At 73.3% G+C, this 14,671-nt stretch carries 12 protein-coding genes; 7 read left to right on the top strand and 5 right to left on the bottom strand.

The annotated features are described in order from the left end of the window. Positions 1-345: 345 nt before the first annotated feature. Positions 346-822, bottom strand: a complete 477-nt coding sequence (locus AB0F01_RS05770; protein ID WP_362090334.1) for a MarR family transcriptional regulator — start codon at positions 820-822, stop codon at positions 346-348. Between the two features lie 20 nt (positions 823-842). Continuing rightward, a complete protein-coding gene (locus AB0F01_RS05765) occupies positions 843-1,412 on the bottom strand; it encodes a hypothetical protein (RefSeq protein ID WP_362090332.1) in 570 nt (189 codons plus the stop codon). Between the two features lie 222 nt (positions 1,413-1,634). Between AB0F01_RS05765 and AB0F01_RS05760 the strand changes: the two genes are divergently transcribed. Continuing rightward, a complete protein-coding gene (locus tag AB0F01_RS05760; protein ID WP_362090330.1) occupies positions 1,635-1,973 on the top strand; it encodes a YnfA family protein in 339 nt (112 codons plus the stop codon). A gap of 287 nt (positions 1,974-2,260) precedes the next feature. Then, positions 2,261-3,046: an SDR family NAD(P)-dependent oxidoreductase gene (locus AB0F01_RS05755; RefSeq protein WP_362090328.1), complete on the top strand. Its 786-nt coding sequence runs from the start codon at positions 2,261-2,263 to the stop codon at positions 3,044-3,046. Between the two features lie 170 nt (positions 3,047-3,216). On the opposite strand, the gene AB0F01_RS05750 is transcribed toward AB0F01_RS05755, so the two are convergent. Next, the gene (locus AB0F01_RS05750; protein WP_362090326.1) at positions 3,217-4,410 is read right to left on the bottom strand and encodes an RtcB family protein; all 1,194 of its coding nucleotides are present in this window, start codon (positions 4,408-4,410) and stop codon (positions 3,217-3,219) included. Between the two features lie 215 nt (positions 4,411-4,625). On the opposite strand from AB0F01_RS05750, the gene AB0F01_RS05745 reads away from it, so the two are divergent. The 3 genes from AB0F01_RS05745 to AB0F01_RS05735 all read left to right on the top strand — a co-directional run bounded on the left by AB0F01_RS05745 (position 4,626) and on the right by AB0F01_RS05735 (position 8,415). Then, entirely contained in the window at positions 4,626-5,540 is a 915-nt protein-coding gene (locus tag AB0F01_RS05745) for a DUF3558 domain-containing protein (RefSeq protein WP_362090324.1), read from the top strand. Between the two features lie 133 nt (positions 5,541-5,673). Further along, positions 5,674-6,600, top strand: coding sequence for a DUF3558 family protein (locus AB0F01_RS05740; protein ID WP_362092414.1), 927 nt, complete (start codon positions 5,674-5,676; stop codon positions 6,598-6,600). 276 nt (positions 6,601-6,876) lie between these two features. Further along, the gene (locus tag AB0F01_RS05735; RefSeq protein ID WP_362090323.1) at positions 6,877-8,415 is read left to right on the top strand and encodes a DUF2637 domain-containing protein; all 1,539 of its coding nucleotides are present in this window, start codon (positions 6,877-6,879) and stop codon (positions 8,413-8,415) included. 85 nt (positions 8,416-8,500) lie between these two features. Here AB0F01_RS05735 and lysS read toward each other — a convergent pair whose 3' ends face one another. Continuing rightward, positions 8,501-10,243: a lysine--tRNA ligase gene (lysS, locus tag AB0F01_RS05730; RefSeq protein WP_362090321.1), complete on the bottom strand. Its 1,743-nt coding sequence runs from the start codon at positions 10,241-10,243 to the stop codon at positions 8,501-8,503. 237 nt (positions 10,244-10,480) lie between these two features. Between lysS and argS the strand changes: the two genes are divergently transcribed. Next, positions 10,481-12,238, top strand: coding sequence for an arginine--tRNA ligase (gene argS, locus AB0F01_RS05725; RefSeq protein ID WP_362092411.1), 1,758 nt, complete (start codon positions 10,481-10,483; stop codon positions 12,236-12,238). Between the two features lie 266 nt (positions 12,239-12,504). Continuing rightward, on the top strand, positions 12,505-13,005 hold the full coding sequence (locus AB0F01_RS05720; protein ID WP_362090319.1) for a hypothetical protein: 501 nt from the start codon (positions 12,505-12,507) through the stop codon (positions 13,003-13,005). 71 nt (positions 13,006-13,076) lie between these two features. Here the strand turns inward: AB0F01_RS05720 and AB0F01_RS05715 are convergent, their stop codons facing one another. Further along, positions 13,077-14,630: a helix-turn-helix domain-containing protein gene (locus tag AB0F01_RS05715; protein WP_362090317.1), complete on the bottom strand. Its 1,554-nt coding sequence runs from the start codon at positions 14,628-14,630 to the stop codon at positions 13,077-13,079. Between the last annotated feature and the right edge of the window lie 41 nt (positions 14,631-14,671).

Below are 14,671 nucleotides of genomic sequence, written 5' to 3'. Positions count from 1 at the left end.
TCCTATTCCCGCGTTCCCGGAGGCGCGCCGGCGGCGCGGGCCCGGGACGCGTCTCCCTGGGCGCGCCGGCTGCGCAGACCGGCCGCGCGGCCGGCGTCCTCGTACGGCGACGCGTCCGGCCCCGGCGGCCACCCCGCACCGGTCGCGCCCCGTGCGGGCCACAGCCTCACCCGGGTACCCCGCCCACCGGCCGGGGTTCCTCCCCGGATGACGCCCTTCGCCTCACCTCGCCCCACCGAGCAGCCCGGTTCCGCCCGCGCCACCGAGAACCCCGCCGTTCGCCTCACCGGGGCCCGGCCGACCCTGCCCGCGCCACCCGAGCCCCCGCCCCAGCCGAGTGAGGCTTTACGCGTCCCCCGACCGCAGCCGGGCGGCCCGCGTCGCGGCGAAGTCGCTCGCCCGCCCCAGCAGGTCGACGAAGCCGGCGAGCCGGTCGTCGTCGAGGTCGTCGAAGAGGGCGACCCAGTTCCCGCCGACGCCGTCCCACGCCCGGTGGAAGGCGTCGGCCCGCTCCGGCACCGTCGACACCAGCACGCGCCGCCGGTCGGCCGGGTCCCCCTCGCGCACCACGTACCCGGCCCGCTCCAGCCGGTCGACCAACCGGGTCGCCGCGCCGGTCGACAGGCCCGTCAGTCCGGCGATCCGGCCGGTCGTCACCGGACGGCCCTCCAGGGTCAGCAGGTTCAGGCACTGCAGGTCGGTGGGGTGCAGTCCGAGCCGGTCGGCGACGGCCTGGTTGAGCAGCACGTAGGCGGCCATGTGGCGCCGGGACACCACGGCCAACTCCGCCAGCAGCCGCTCCCGCGCGGGTGGCCCGGACACGCCCCGCCCGTCCGTCCCGCTCAGAAGTGGTACTCGTCCCCGGTGTCCAGCACCAGGACCCGTTGCCGGTCGTTCAGCCGGTTGCGGTCGAGCGCGCCGCCGCTCCACACCGTGTCCACGTCGACGAACACCTCCGACGGCGCCCCCTCCAGCCGCACCCGCACCTCGATCCGCTCCCCCACACCGTCCACGGCCAGCGCGCCCGTGCGGCACAGCACCGCCTGCCCGCCCGAACGGGCGCAGCCCGGCGGCAGCCCCGGCTGCTCGTCGGCGAGCGGCTGCGACCACTGGAGCCGCACCGTCGCGTCGGCGACGGCCGACGGCCCGTGGTTCACCGGCACCAGCCGCACGTCGGTCTCCCCCGCGATCAGCGTCGCGACACCGTGGTATGCGAGGTCCGCCTCGGCTCGGTCCAGCGCCGCCGCCCCGGCGGCCGTCCCGGCGGTCACCGCGAGGACCGCCGCCCCCGCCCCGAGCACGCGCGCCGCCCGGCGCCCCGCACCCGACGCCCCGGCCCGCACCCGCGCCGTGCGCCGCCCCGCACCGCCCCGCTCCCGAGCACCCTGCTCGCGCCCGACCGGATTCCGCATGCCGCCACCCGCTCCCGCTCGCACCGCATCGACTCACCGACGCGCCGACTCACCGTGATCGTGTGGATGTATCCCCCGCGCCGCCCCGCGCAGGCGCCGTCCAACAGGTGACGCGCACCCCGGAAGGGCTCCGGAACGGCACGCCGGGCCCCCGGAAGGGCCCCTGGAACGGCCCGCCGGGCACCCGGCAGGGCCCGCCGCGCCGCGTGCGAAGCTGCCCGCATGCTGATCCTCCGTTCCGCCGCCCTGTTCGTCCTCGCCGCCGTCCTGGAGATCGGCGGCGCCTGGCTGGTCTGGCAGGGCGTACGGGAACAGCGCGGGTGGATGTGGGCCACCGGCGGTGTCCTGGCCCTCGGCGCGTACGGCTTCGTCGCCACCTTCCAGCCCGACGCCCACTTCGGGCGCGTCCTCGCCGCCTACGGCGGGATCTTCGTCGCCGGGTCGATCCTCTGGGGCGCGCTGGCGGACGGCTACCGCCCGGACCGGTACGACATCACCGGCGCCCTGGTCTGCCTCGCCGGGATGGCCGTCATCATGTGGGCGCCCCGCAACGGGGGGTGAGTCACCGGGGAGGGCGCCCGGAGGGGGCCACCGGAGCCGGGCCGCCCGCTCCCCCACGGTGCCGCGCGAGCAGCCGCGGGCAACCGCACGCCGCACACGCCCCCACACCACTGCGCGCCCTTGGACGAGCCCGCCGGCGACCACCGCCGCCCCCGCCCGCGGACCCCGTCTACGCTGGGCGCCGACCACCCGCACCGGCCGGTGGCGCCCCCGGCCCCGGGGGCCGGTCCGGCCCGCCGCGCCGGGCCCGTCGTCCGGCCCGGCCCGTCCCGACCCGAGGAGCGTCCATGCCCAGCCCCGCCGCCGTACCGCCCGCCGCGTCCCGGATCGCCGTCGTCACCGGAGCGAGCAGCGGCATCGGGGCCGCCACGGCGCGCGGACTGGCCGAGGCCGGGTACCGCGTGGTCCTCACGGCGCGCCGCAAGGACCGCATCGAGGCGCTCGCCGAGGAGCTGAGGGCGGCCGGCCACTCGGCGACGGCGTATCCGCTGGACGTCACCGACCGGGCCGCGGTCGACGAGTTCGCGACCGCCTTCCGCAGCATCGGCGTGCTGGTCAACAACGCCGGCGGCGCGCTGGGCGCCGACCCGGTGGCGACCGGCGACCCGGACGACTGGCGCCGCATGTACGAGACGAACGTCATCGGCACCCTCCACCTCACCCAGGCGCTGCTGCCCAAGCTGGAGGCGAGCGGCGACGGCACCGTGGTGATCGTGTCGTCCACGGCGGGCTTCGCCACCTACGAGGGCGGCGCGGGCTACGTGGCGGCCAAGCACGCCGAGCACGTCCTCGCCGAGACGCTGCGCCTGGAGATCGTCGGCCGTCCGGTGCGCGTCGTGGAGATCGCGCCCGGCATGGTGAAGACCGACGAGTTCGCGCTCACCCGCTTCGGCGGGGACACCGAGAAGGCCGCCAAGGTCTACGAGGGCGTCGCCGAGCCGCTGACCGCCGCCGACGTGGCCGACACCATCACCTGGGCGGTGACCCGGCCCAGCCACGTCAACATCGACCTGCTGGTGGTCCGCCCCCGCGCCCAGGCGTCCAACACCAAGGTGCACCGCGAGCGCCCCTGACCCGCCTCGTCCGGCACGGGCACGCACCGCCCGGCACGGGCTCGGCACAGGGCCGGGGCCGGGCGGCCCCCCGCGCCGCCCGGCCCCGGCCCCGCCGCGTCCGCTGCCGCCGCCCCCGTCCGCCCAGCCCCGTCCAGTCCCATCCGGCACCGGACCCTTCTGACGTTCCGTCAGCCCTTCACGCACACCACCTGCTTGAGCTTGGCGACGACCTCCACCAGGTCCCGCTGCTGTTCGATGACCTGCTCGATCGGCTTGTAGGCACCCGGGATCTCGTCGACGACGCCGGAGTCCTTGCGGCACTCCACGCCCCGCGTCTGCTCCTCCAGGTCCTTGGCGGTGAAGCGGCGCTTCGCCGCGCTGCGGCTCATCCGCCGGCCGGCGCCGTGCGACGCCGAGTTGAAGGAGTGGGCGTTGCCGAGACCCTTGACGATGTACGAGCCGGTGCCCATGGAGCCCGGGATGATCCCGTACTCGCCGGAGCCCGCGCGGATCGCGCCCTTGCGGGTGACGAGCAGGTCCATGCCGTCGTAGCGCTCCTCGGCCACGTAGTTGTGGTGTGCGCTGATCTCCTGCTCGAAGCGGGGCTTGGCCTTCCTGAACTCCTTGCGCACCACGTCCTTCAGGAGCGCCATCATCAGGGAACGGTTGTACTTCGCGTACTCCTGCGCCCAGAACAGGTCGTTGCGGTAGGCCGCCATCTGCGGGGTGTCCGCCACGAACACGGCCAGGTCCCGGTCCACCAGACCCTGGTTGTGCGGCAACTCCCGCGCGACACCGATGTGATGCTCGGCGAGCTCCTTGCCGATGTTGCGGGAACCGGAGTGCAGCATCAGCCAGACGGCGCCCTCCGTGTCCGTGCACACCTCGACGAAGTGGTTGCCGCCGCCCAGCGTGCCCATCTGCTTGGTGGCACGCTCCTGGCGGAAGCGCACCGCGTCCGCGACGCCCCCGAAACGGCTCCAGAAGTCGTCCCACCCGGCGGTCGCGAAGCCGTGCAGCCGGCCGGGGTCGACGGCCTCGTCGTGCATGCCGCGGCCCACCGGGATGGCCTGCTCGATCTTGGACCGGAGACGCGACAGGTCGCCGGGCAGGTCGTCGGCGGTGAGGGAGGTCCGCACCGCCGACATCCCGCAGCCGATGTCCACCCCGACCGCGGCCGGGCACACCGCACCGCGCATGGCGATGACCGACCCGACCGTCGCGCCCTTGCCGTAGTGCACGTCCGGCATCACGGCGAGCCCCTTGATCCAGGGCAGGGTGGCGACGTTCCGCAGCTGCTGGAGCGCGCCCTCCTCCACCGTCGCGGGATCGGCCCACATCCGGATCGGTACCTTCGCGCCCGGCAGTTCCACGTACGACATATCGCCCTCATTCCCCCGGTTCACCACAGAAGCATCGAAACGCAAAACCGGCGCCAAGGTCATGGAAAAGGGATGACGGACCGGCGTCCACGGCAGTGCGTGCGATACACATTGTCTCCAGCGGACACCCCGGCCCGGCAACCGAAATACCGGCGGGGACACCGCGAGGCAAGGCGGGCACCGGCCCGCGCGACCCACCCGAGAGGAGCCCGACCGTGCAGCGCAGGGCGTACGTATCCGGCGCCGCCGCACTCCTCGCGGCCCTGCTGGCGGGGTGCACCGGCGGCTCGGGCGACGGGGCGCAGTCCGACAACTCCAAACCCGGGGAACCGGGCACCGCGTCGCAGGCGGCGCAGCCGGGCCGGTACGCCACGCTGCCCGAGCCGTGCGGCACGATCGGTGACAAGGAGCTGGAGCAACTGCTGCCGGGCCTGCGCCAGTTGACCGACGAGGCGCAGCGACGGAAGGCGTACGCGGGTGAGGCGACGCTGACCTACGACACCGACCGCAAGGTGGGCTGCCGCTGGAAGGTGGAGTCGGCCGACGCCACCGACCACCTGATGGTCGACTTCGAGCGGATCGTGTCGTACGACAACAGCGTCAGCGACGACAGCCAGGCCGAGACGCTGTTCGCGTCGAAGCGGGCGGCGGCCCAGCTGCCGGAACCGTCGGCCACCGGGTCCGGCACCGCCGGCGACGACGCGTCGGAGGACCCGGACGCGTCGTCCTCCTCCCCGTCCTCCACGTCGTCCCCTTCGTCCCGTTCCTCCTCATCCGCCGACTCGTCCGGCTCGTCCGGCACCGACGGCTCCGACGGCTCCTCACCGTCCTCCTCCTCTTCCCCGTCCTCGGACGGCACCGGTTCGTCCGCGCCGGCGTCCGACGCCGACCTGCGCCCGCGGGTGCTGGAGGACCTGGGCGACGAGGCGTTCCTCGACGACGTGCTCAGCAGCTCCGGTTCGACGGCCAAGGAGCGGACGGTCACTGTGGCGTTCCGCACGTCCAACGTCATCGTGACCGTCCAGTACGCCGAGCAGCCCGCCGCCGTCGGCGTCGAGCCGGACAGCGAGGAAATGCAGGACAGGGCCCGGGAACTGGCGTCCCGGCTGGCCGAGTCCCTGGGCGGCTGAGGCCCGTTCGGGCCCCCTTCGCCCCACGGCGCCGACCTCGTGAAGCAGGACCGCGCGGGGGACATACCGCGTACCGTGACCCCTCGGACCCGATCCGGACCGGACCGCAGGGAACACGAACGTCATGAGCGTCATGAGTGAAGGAACCATGCAGCGACGAGTACAGCGAGACCAGCACGGCCTGGGAGGAGCACCCACGGCGCCCCGGCGGAGCGGGAGAGCACGCCTCTCCCGGAGCCTGGTCGCCGCCGCGGCCCTCCCCGTGATGCTGGTCGCCGCCGGCTGCTCCTCGGACTCCGGCTCCGACGGCGGCAAGGACCCCAAGGCGTCCGACGCCTCCGCATCGGCGTCCGCCGCCCCGTCCCCGACGGTGCGGGCGGCGGTGTTCAAGCAGCTGCCCGAGAACCCCTGCAAGGTCCTGCCGAAGAAGACCCTCAAGGACCTGGTGCCCGAGGCCGAGGGCGGCAAGGAGGGCACGTCGGACGACATCGCGAAGCGGACCAGCTGCTCCTGGGACAGCCTGGACAGCAACGGCGTCAAGGGCTCGCAGTACCGCTGGCTGAACGTCTCGCTGCTGCGCTACGACTCGGACGTCACGCGCGGCGCGGGCGACGAACTCGCCAGGAAGTACTACGACAAGCAGGTCGAGGACGCGCAGGGCACCGAGGGCGCGAAGGGCGTCAAGGCCGAGCCGGTCGAGGGCCTGGGCGACGAGGCGACCGCCGTGCACTACGAGCTGAAGAAGAAGGAAGGCACCTTCCAGCAGCAGACGGTCGTGGTGCGCACCGAGAACGTCGTGGTGACCGTCGACTACAACGGGGCCGGTTTCGCGGGGGACAAGACCCCGGACTCCGACGGTCTGATGAAGAAGGCGAAGAAGGCCGCCGAGGACGCGGTCGCCTCGGTGGCCGAGGCCAACGGCAAGGACGCGTCGTCGTCCGGGTCCCCGGGCCCGGACACGTCCTCGTCCCCCTCGAAGGGGTCGAAGGATTCCAAGGATTCGAAGGAATCGGAGTCGTCGGAGTCCTCGGAGTCCTCGGAGTCGTCCGACAAGGACTGATCCGGAGCGCTACCGGGCCCGGTAGCGGCCCGACGGAGGCCGGGCGGAGACCCGACGGAGGCCCGACGGGGCCCAGGGCCCGGGGGCCGGCTCCCGGGCCCGGCCGGCCCATGGGCCGGAACGGAGCCTGCGCCCCGGTCCGGGGCCCCGTCCGAAGCCCGGCCCGGGGCCCGTGCCCGTGACGGATCCCACGGCGAAGCGGAACCGGCCACCCGTCTCCCGCACACATGTGCCACTCTGTTGCGCGCAACAAGACGCAAAGGGAGGGGAGTACGGGTGGCCGCGCCAATGCAGCTGACACGGACGCACCGCATACTCATCGGCGTGGTCGTCACCGGTGCGGTCATCATCGCCGGGATCGGCTTCGCCGGTTCGTACGCGGCGGTCCGTGAACTGGCCCTGAAGAAGGGCTTCGGGGACTTCAGTTACGTCTTCCCCATCGGTATCGACGCCGGCATCTGTGTCCTGCTCGCCCTGGACCTGCTGCTGACCTGGATCCGCATCCCGTTCCCGCTCCTGCGGCAGACGGCGTGGCTGCTGACGGCCGCCACGATCGCCTTCAACGGCGCGGCGGCCTGGCCCGACCCGCTGGGCGTGGGCATGCACGGTGTCATCCCGGTGCTGTTCGTGGTCTCGGTGGAGGCCGCGCGGCACGCCATCGGCCGGATCGCCGACATCACGGCCGACAAGCACATGGAGGGCGTCCGCCTCACCCGGTGGATGCTGTCGCCGGTGCCCACCTTCCTGCTCTGGCGCCGGATGAAGCTGTGGGAGCTGCGCTCCTACGAGCAGGTGATCAAGCTGGAGCAGGAGCGGCTGGTGTACCAGGCGCGGCTGCGGTCGCGCTTCGGCCGTGCCTGGCGCCGCAAGGCACCGGTGGAGTCGCTGATGCCGCTGCGGCTCGCCAAGTACGGTGTCCCGCTCGCCGAGACCGCCCCGGCGGGCCTGGCGGCGGCGGGCATCGAACCGGCGCTGATCCCGCCGGCGCCCCGCACGGAGGTGACCGGGGCCGGCCGGAACGGTTCCCCCGCGGAGGTGGGCGCCGCACCGGCCGCCGGCGAGCAGCGGCTGGAGCTGGAGGGCCACCGCGCGGGCGGGCTCCCGGACGGCACCGGCGTGGAGGCGTACGCCGGGCAGGCGGCCGGGGCCGGGAACGCCCCGGCCCGGCCCGGCACCCCCGGCGCCCCGTACGGCCCCGGCCCCGCCGGCCCCCAGGCACCCCAGGGCCCCGCCAGCCCTGCCGGCCACGCCGGTCCCGCTGGTCCCGCCGGTCCCGCCGGTCCCGCGGGCGAGGAGCAGAGCCCTTGGTTCAACACCCCCCGGCACATCGAGTACCAGGGCGGCTACGACCCGACGTACGACCCGGCCGAGCAGTACGCCCAGTGGTACGAGGAGCAGCAACAGGCCGACCAGTACCGGGACCAGTACGAGGAGGAGCCGCCGCTCCAGGAACCCTCACCGGAGGAGACCGGCAGCTTCCCCATCCCGGTGGTGCCGGGCGGGCGCACCCGCGAGCTGGGCGAGGGCGGCGGCCCGCAGCAGTTCCGGCAGCAGCCGCGGACGCCCCGGCCCCAGGAGGCCCAGATGCCCCAGGGGCCCGAGCAGCAGGGCCAGGAGCCGCAGGAGCCCGACGAGGAGGGCTTCTACCAGGTCTTCAAGCAGTCGATCAACGACAGTTTCCCCACCCCGCGCGAGTTCGGCGAGAACATCCAGGCGACGTACGGCACGTCCCTCACCGACGCCGAGGCCAAGCGCATGGTGACCCGCTTCTCCAACCGCTTCAACGCGGAACTGGAGGAGAACCACATCGCCTGACCCCGCACCACCCGCGACAGAAGGAGGGGGGCGCCCGGTACTCACCGGGCGCCCCCTCCCCGTCGTACGACGGACCGGGCTCCTGCTACTCCCCGAGCAGCGCCCGCACCCGGTCCTGACCCACCGCGAGCAGCAGCGTGGGCAGACGCGGGCCGGTGTCGCGGCCGACGAGCAGGTGGTAGAGCAGCGCGAAGAACGACCGCTGCGCCGTCTTGATCTCCGGCGGCAGCTCCTTCGGCGTGGCATCCGCGGAGAAGCCGGCCTGGACCTTCGGCACCCCGTAGACGAGGTGGGTCAGGCCGTCCAGGGACCAGTGGTCGGCCAGGCCGTCCAGCAGCAGCCGCAGGGACTGCCGGGCCTGCTCGTCGAGCGACTTCAGCAGCTCGCTGTCGGGCTCCGCCCGGACGACGGTGCGCTGGTCGGCGGGGACGTGGGTGTTGATCCACTCCTCGGCCCGGTCGTAGCGCGGGCGCGCCTCGTCGAGGGAGGCCAGCGGGCGGTCCGGGTCGAGGTCGTTGAGGATGCGCAGCGCCTGGTCCGCGTGGCCGGCGGTGATGTCGGCGACGGAGGCCAGCGTGCGGTACGGCAGCGGCCGGGGCGTGCGGGGCAGCTCACCGGCGGCGGTGCCGACGGCGCGGGCGTGCGCGGCGACATCGCCCGGCAGCGCGGTCCCCTCGGCGACCTTGGCGTCGAGCCGGTCCCACTCGTCGTACAGACGCTGGATCTCCTGGTCGAAGGCGATCTTGAAGGCCTGGTTGGGCTTGCGCCGGGCGTAGAGCCAGCGCAGCAGCTGCGGTTCCATGATCCTCAGCGCGTCGGCCGGGGTGGGCACGCCGCCCTTGGAGGACGACATCTTGGCCATGCCGCTGATGCCGACGAAGGCGTACATCGGGCCGATCGGCTGCTCCCCGCCGAAGATCCCGACGATCTGCCCGCCCACCTGGAAGGACGAGCCCGGCGAGGAGTGGTCCACGCCGCTGGGCTCGAAGATCACGCCCTCGTAGGCCCAGCGCATGGGCCAGTCGACCTTCCACACCAGCTTGCCGCGGTTGAACTCGCTGAGCCGGACGGTCTCCGAGAAGCCGCACGCGGTGCACGCGTAGGTCAGCTCGGTGGAGGCGTCGTCGTAGGCGGTGACCGTGGTGAGGTCCTTGCCGCAGTTGCCGCAGTACGGCTTGTACGGGAAGTAGCCGGCGGAACCGGAGCTGCCGTCGTCCTCGGCGGCGGCGCCGGAGCCCTCGGCGGCCTCCAGCTCGGCCTCGTCGACCGGCTTCTGCTGCTGCTTCTTCGGCGGTGCCTTCTTGGTGCGGTACTGGTCGAGGATCGCGTCGATGTCGCCGCGGTGCTTCATGGCGTGCAGGATCTGCTCGCGGTAGGCGCCCGAGGTGTACTGCTCGGTCTGGCTGATGCCGTCGAACTCGACGCCCAGCGCGGCCAGCGACTCGATCATCGCGGCCTTGAAGTGCTCCGCCCAGCTGGGGTGCGGGGAGCCCTCCGGGGCGGGGACGGAGGTGAGCGGCTTGCCGATGTGCTCCGCCCACGTCTCGTCGACGCCGGGGACGCCGGCCGGGACCTTGCGGTACCGGTCGTAGTCGTCCCAGGAGATCAGGTGCCGGACCTCGCGGCCCCGGCGGCGGATCTCGTCGGCGACGAGGTGCGGGGTCATGACCTCCCGCAGGTTGCCCAGGTGGATGGGGCCCGACGGGGAGAGCCCGGACGCGACGACGACCGGTTTGCCCGGGGCCCGACGCTCCGACTCGGCGATGACGTCATCCGCGAAGCGGGAGACCCAGTCGGTGGTCTCGGTGCTCTGAGCCACGATCGGCACGTCCTCTTTCCTAGGTTCCTGAGGTGTCTCGGGATTCTCCGGGAGTTCTCGGGGTTCGCTCGCGTGTGCGGGTGTTGCCCGACGTCGCCCCGGTCCTCGCCTGAGCCGGCCGCCGCTTCCGCGCGCCCGGCCGCCCCATTCTCCCAGGACGGCCCGCATCCGCGAAAACCGCTTTTCACCGCGTGGGATACTCGGCTTCCATAGATGTCACAGAACCCGAGCAGAACGGCAGCCTCCATGGCCTCGGTCACGTCCCTCACCGACTCCGTCCAGCAGCAGCTCGCGTCCGCCCTCCAGGCCACCCGGCCGGAGGCCGCCGGCGCCGACCCGCTGCTGCGCCGAAGCGACCGGGCGGACTTCCAGGCCAACGGCATCCTGGCGCTCGCCAAGAAGGCGAAGGCGAACCCGCGGGAGCTGGCGGCCGAGGTCGTCGGGCGGGTCACCACCGGCGACCTGATCAAGGACGTCGAGGTGTCCGGGCCCGGCTTCCTCAACATCACGCTCGCCGACCGGGCGATCACCGAGAACCTCGCCGCGCGGCACGCGGACGGCGAGCGTCTCGGCGTGCCGCTGAAGGAGAACCCGGGCGTCACCGTCGTCGACTACGCCCAGCCGAACGTGGCGAAGGAGATGCACGTCGGCCACCTGCGTTCCGCGGTCATCGGCGACGCCCTGCGCGGCATGCTCGACTTCACCGGCGAGAAGACGATCGGCCGGCACCACATCGGCGACTGGGGCACCCAGTTCGGCATGCTCATCCAGTACCTGTTCGAGCACCCCGGCGAGCTGGCCCCCGCGGGCGAGGTCGACGGCGAGCAGGCCATGAGCAACCTGGACCGCGTGTACAAGGCGTCGCGTGCGCTGTTCGACGCGGACGACGCGTTCAAGGAGCGGGCCCGCAAGCGGGTCGTCGCGCTCCAGTCCGGCGACAAGGAGACCCTCGACCTGTGGCAGCAGTTCGTCGACGAGTCGAAGGTCTACTTCTACTCCGTCTTCGAGAAGCTGGACATGGAGGTCCGCGACGAGGAGATCGTCGGCGAGTCCGCGTACAACGAGGGCATGCCCGAGACCGCCCGGCTCCTGGAGGAGATGGGCGTCGCGGTCCGCTCCGAGGGCGCCCTGGTGGTGTTCTTCGACGACATCCGCGGCAAGGACGACCAGCCGGTGCCGCTGATCGTGCAGAAGGCCGACGGCGGCTTCGGCTACGCGGCCTCCGACCTGACCGCGATCCGCAACCGCGTCCAGGACCTGCACGCGACGACCCTGCTGTACGTCGTCGACGTGCGCCAGTCGCTGCACTTCAAGATGGTCTTCGAGACCGCCCGCCGGGCCGGCTGGCTCAGCGACGGCGTCACCGCCCACAACATGGGCTACGGCACGGTGCTCGGCGCGGACGGCAAGCCCTTCAAGACCCGTGAGGGCGAGACGGTGCGGCTGGAGGACCTGCTGGACGCGGCCGTGCAGCGGGCCGCCGAGGTCGTGCGGGAGAAGGCGCGGGACCTCACCGAGGACGAGATCCAGGAGCGGGCCGCCCAGGTCGGCATCGGCGCCGTGAAGTACGCCGACCTGTCGACGTCCCCGAACCGCGACTACAAGTTCGACCTCGACCAGATGGTCTCGCTCAACGGCGACACGTCCGTCTACCTCCAGTACGCCTACGCCCGCATCCAGTCCATCCTCCGCAAGGCCGGCGACGTCCGCCCCGCCGCCCACCCGGAGCTGGAGCTGCACGAGGCCGAGCGCGCACTGGGCCTGCACTTGGACGCCTTCGGCGACACGGTCTTCGAGGCCGCCGCGGAGTACGCCCCGCACAAGCTGGCCGCGTACCTGTACCAGTTGGCCTCGCTGTACACGGCCTTCTACGACAAGTGCCCGGTGCTGAAGGCCGATTCACCGGAACAGGTCGCCAACCGCCTGTTCCTGTGCGACCTCACGGCCCGCACGCTCCACCGGGGCATGGCCCTGCTGGGCATCCGCACGCCCGAGCGGCTCTGACACCCGCACCGGACCACGGCGCGCACGAGCGGCCCGCACCCCACCGGGGGTGCGGGCCGCTCGCCGTCGGGCCACCGGCGCGGGCGGCACCCGGTCCGGCCGCGTCCCACGCCGTCCCACCGCGTCCCGGCCGGGAGCACGTCCGCGCAGGTCCGGGCGTGAGACGTCCCGCCTTGTCTCGCTCATGGTCAGGGACCCCTCACCGCACGTGACGGACACCTACGCTCACCCCTGCTCCGAACAGTCGACGCAATCGAAGGGTGACCATGCGCCATCGTTCCCTCGCGGCCTTCGCCTCCCTGGGCATCGCCGCCATCGCCTCCACGGTCCTCACCGCCGCCCCGGCCCAGGCCTACAACCCGAATCCCAGAGTCATCCAGCACGACAGCGCACGCACCGTGTACTGCCCCTGCCGGTTCACCGACGTCATCGACGGCACCTACTTCGAAAAGGATGACGGCGGCGTGGGTGTCAAGGTCGTCTTCGGCAACGCCAGCGGCTACGCGCTGGCCAAGGTCGAGTTCCACCCCTACGGCGAGAAGCTGATGATGTACGACGTCACGAACGACGGTGACGGCCTCTATTACAAGGTGTCGTACGAGGGCGACGGCGGGAGGTACGGGGTGTACGCGCCTCCGGGCACCTCCAACGCCTGGGACGTCAGGACGGTGAACCTGGACATCCCGGAGGGCAGGAAGGTGACGATCAAGGTGTACGACGACAAGGCGCTGACCGACCACGTCCGCACCATCACGGCTACCGCCTGACGTTCTTTTCCGCTGCCGGCCCCCGAGCGACGGGGGCCGGCCGCCGGACGGCCGGGTACCGCGCCCGGCGGCTATCCGAGGTCGGTCGTGCCCTCCGGCACCCACCCGTCCCCGCCCAGCGGAAACTCGTACGCCGGGCGCCCGTTGTTGCCGCTGGTGCGGAAGGGGCGCCCCTTGTCGTTCACGACGAGCGTGCCGTTGCGGGAGCCGCTGGACCACTTCAGCTCCAGGTGCCAGCTCACGTCGTAGGCGGAGGCGTCGGCGGTGATGTAGTACACCTCGGGGTCGGACTCGCTGACCTTGAAGGGGAAGTCCCGGTGCCCGGACTCGGGCGTCAGGGACGGCCGCGCGGCGTCCAGGGCGACCGTGAAGGACCGCGCCGGCACGTTGCCGCCGCAGCCGACGCCGGGATAGCCCATCGCGTAGTCGTTCCAGGCCAGCGGCGCCCGTTTCCCCGTGACGCGCACGGTGATGCCCTCCACGACCACCGTCTCCGCGCCGGTCCCCTGCACACTGAGCCGCACGAGCTGTTCCCCCGACGACACGGCACGCTCCGCGGCGACCCAGGCCGTCGCGTCCTGTTCGACCGGCGGCGGGTGCACCTTGCCCGGCGGCGCGGCGATCAGGTACCGCTGCGAACAGGGGCTCTCCCAGGCGTACGGATCGACGCGCACGGTGAGCGGCGCCGCCCCGCCGCCGGGCCGGCCGCTCGGCCGGGCGGCGGCCCCCGAACCCGGCGCACGACTCGCGTCCCGGCCCTCGCCGTCGGCGCCGGGTGAACCGGACGCGGAGGCCGGCGCGGACGCGGTGGGCGTCCCGGTGGGCGACGGCGACGCCGTGCCGGAGCCCGGGACATCGACACCCGCGGCCCCGGCCGGTCGCGCCGGCTTCCCGTCACCGTCCGCGCCACCGCCGGGCAGCCCGACGGCCAGCACCACCCCGGCGAGCACGGCGGCCACGGCGGCCCCGGCCAGCACGGCGGTACGGGTCCGGTGCCGTGCGGCAGGGCCGGGGCGGGCGCCACCGGGCGCGTCCGCTACCCGGCCGTCGTCGCACGCCGCCCCGGCCCGCTGCACCTCGCCGTCCCGGCCTCCGGTCTCCGGGGCGCCCGTTCGCCGGGCATCCGTCTGCCGGGCGTCCGTCTCCCGGGCCTGGGCATCGCTCCCCGGCTCCCCGGCCCCGGCGGGTCCGGCCCGCTCGTCCGGCTCCGATGCGCCCGCCGGCCGCGCCCCGCCCGTACCCGTGCCCGTACCCGGCTCCGTCCCGATCCCGGTCCCGGGCCCGGTCTTGCTGCGTGCACCCTCGGCACCCGCGGCCGCACCGGCACCCGCGCCTGGCCCCGCCGCTGCGTCCTGCGGGCCGGACGCCCGGCTCCTGCGCGCCGCGTCCGCCACCACCCACCGCCGGTGCAGCTCGACCAGTTCGGCGGGGGCCGCCTTGCACAGCCGGGCCATCCGCTCCACCGGCGCGTAGTCCGTCGGCACGGCGTCCCCGTTGCAGTACCGGTGCAGGGTCGACGTACTCATGTGGAGCCGCTTGGCGAGAACCCCGTAGCTCAGCCCCGACCGGTCCTTCAACTCCCGCAGCAGCGCGGCGAACTCCACCGCCGGCGTGGCCTCCGACACCGTTCCTCCATCCCCCGTGTCCCGTTCCACCGTTCCAGGGG

This window comes from Streptomyces sp. NPDC029526, assembly GCF_040637405.1.
GTDB lineage: Bacteria > Actinomycetota > Actinomycetes > Streptomycetales > Streptomycetaceae > Streptomyces.
This window is presented reverse-complemented; position numbering and strand designations above follow the sequence as displayed.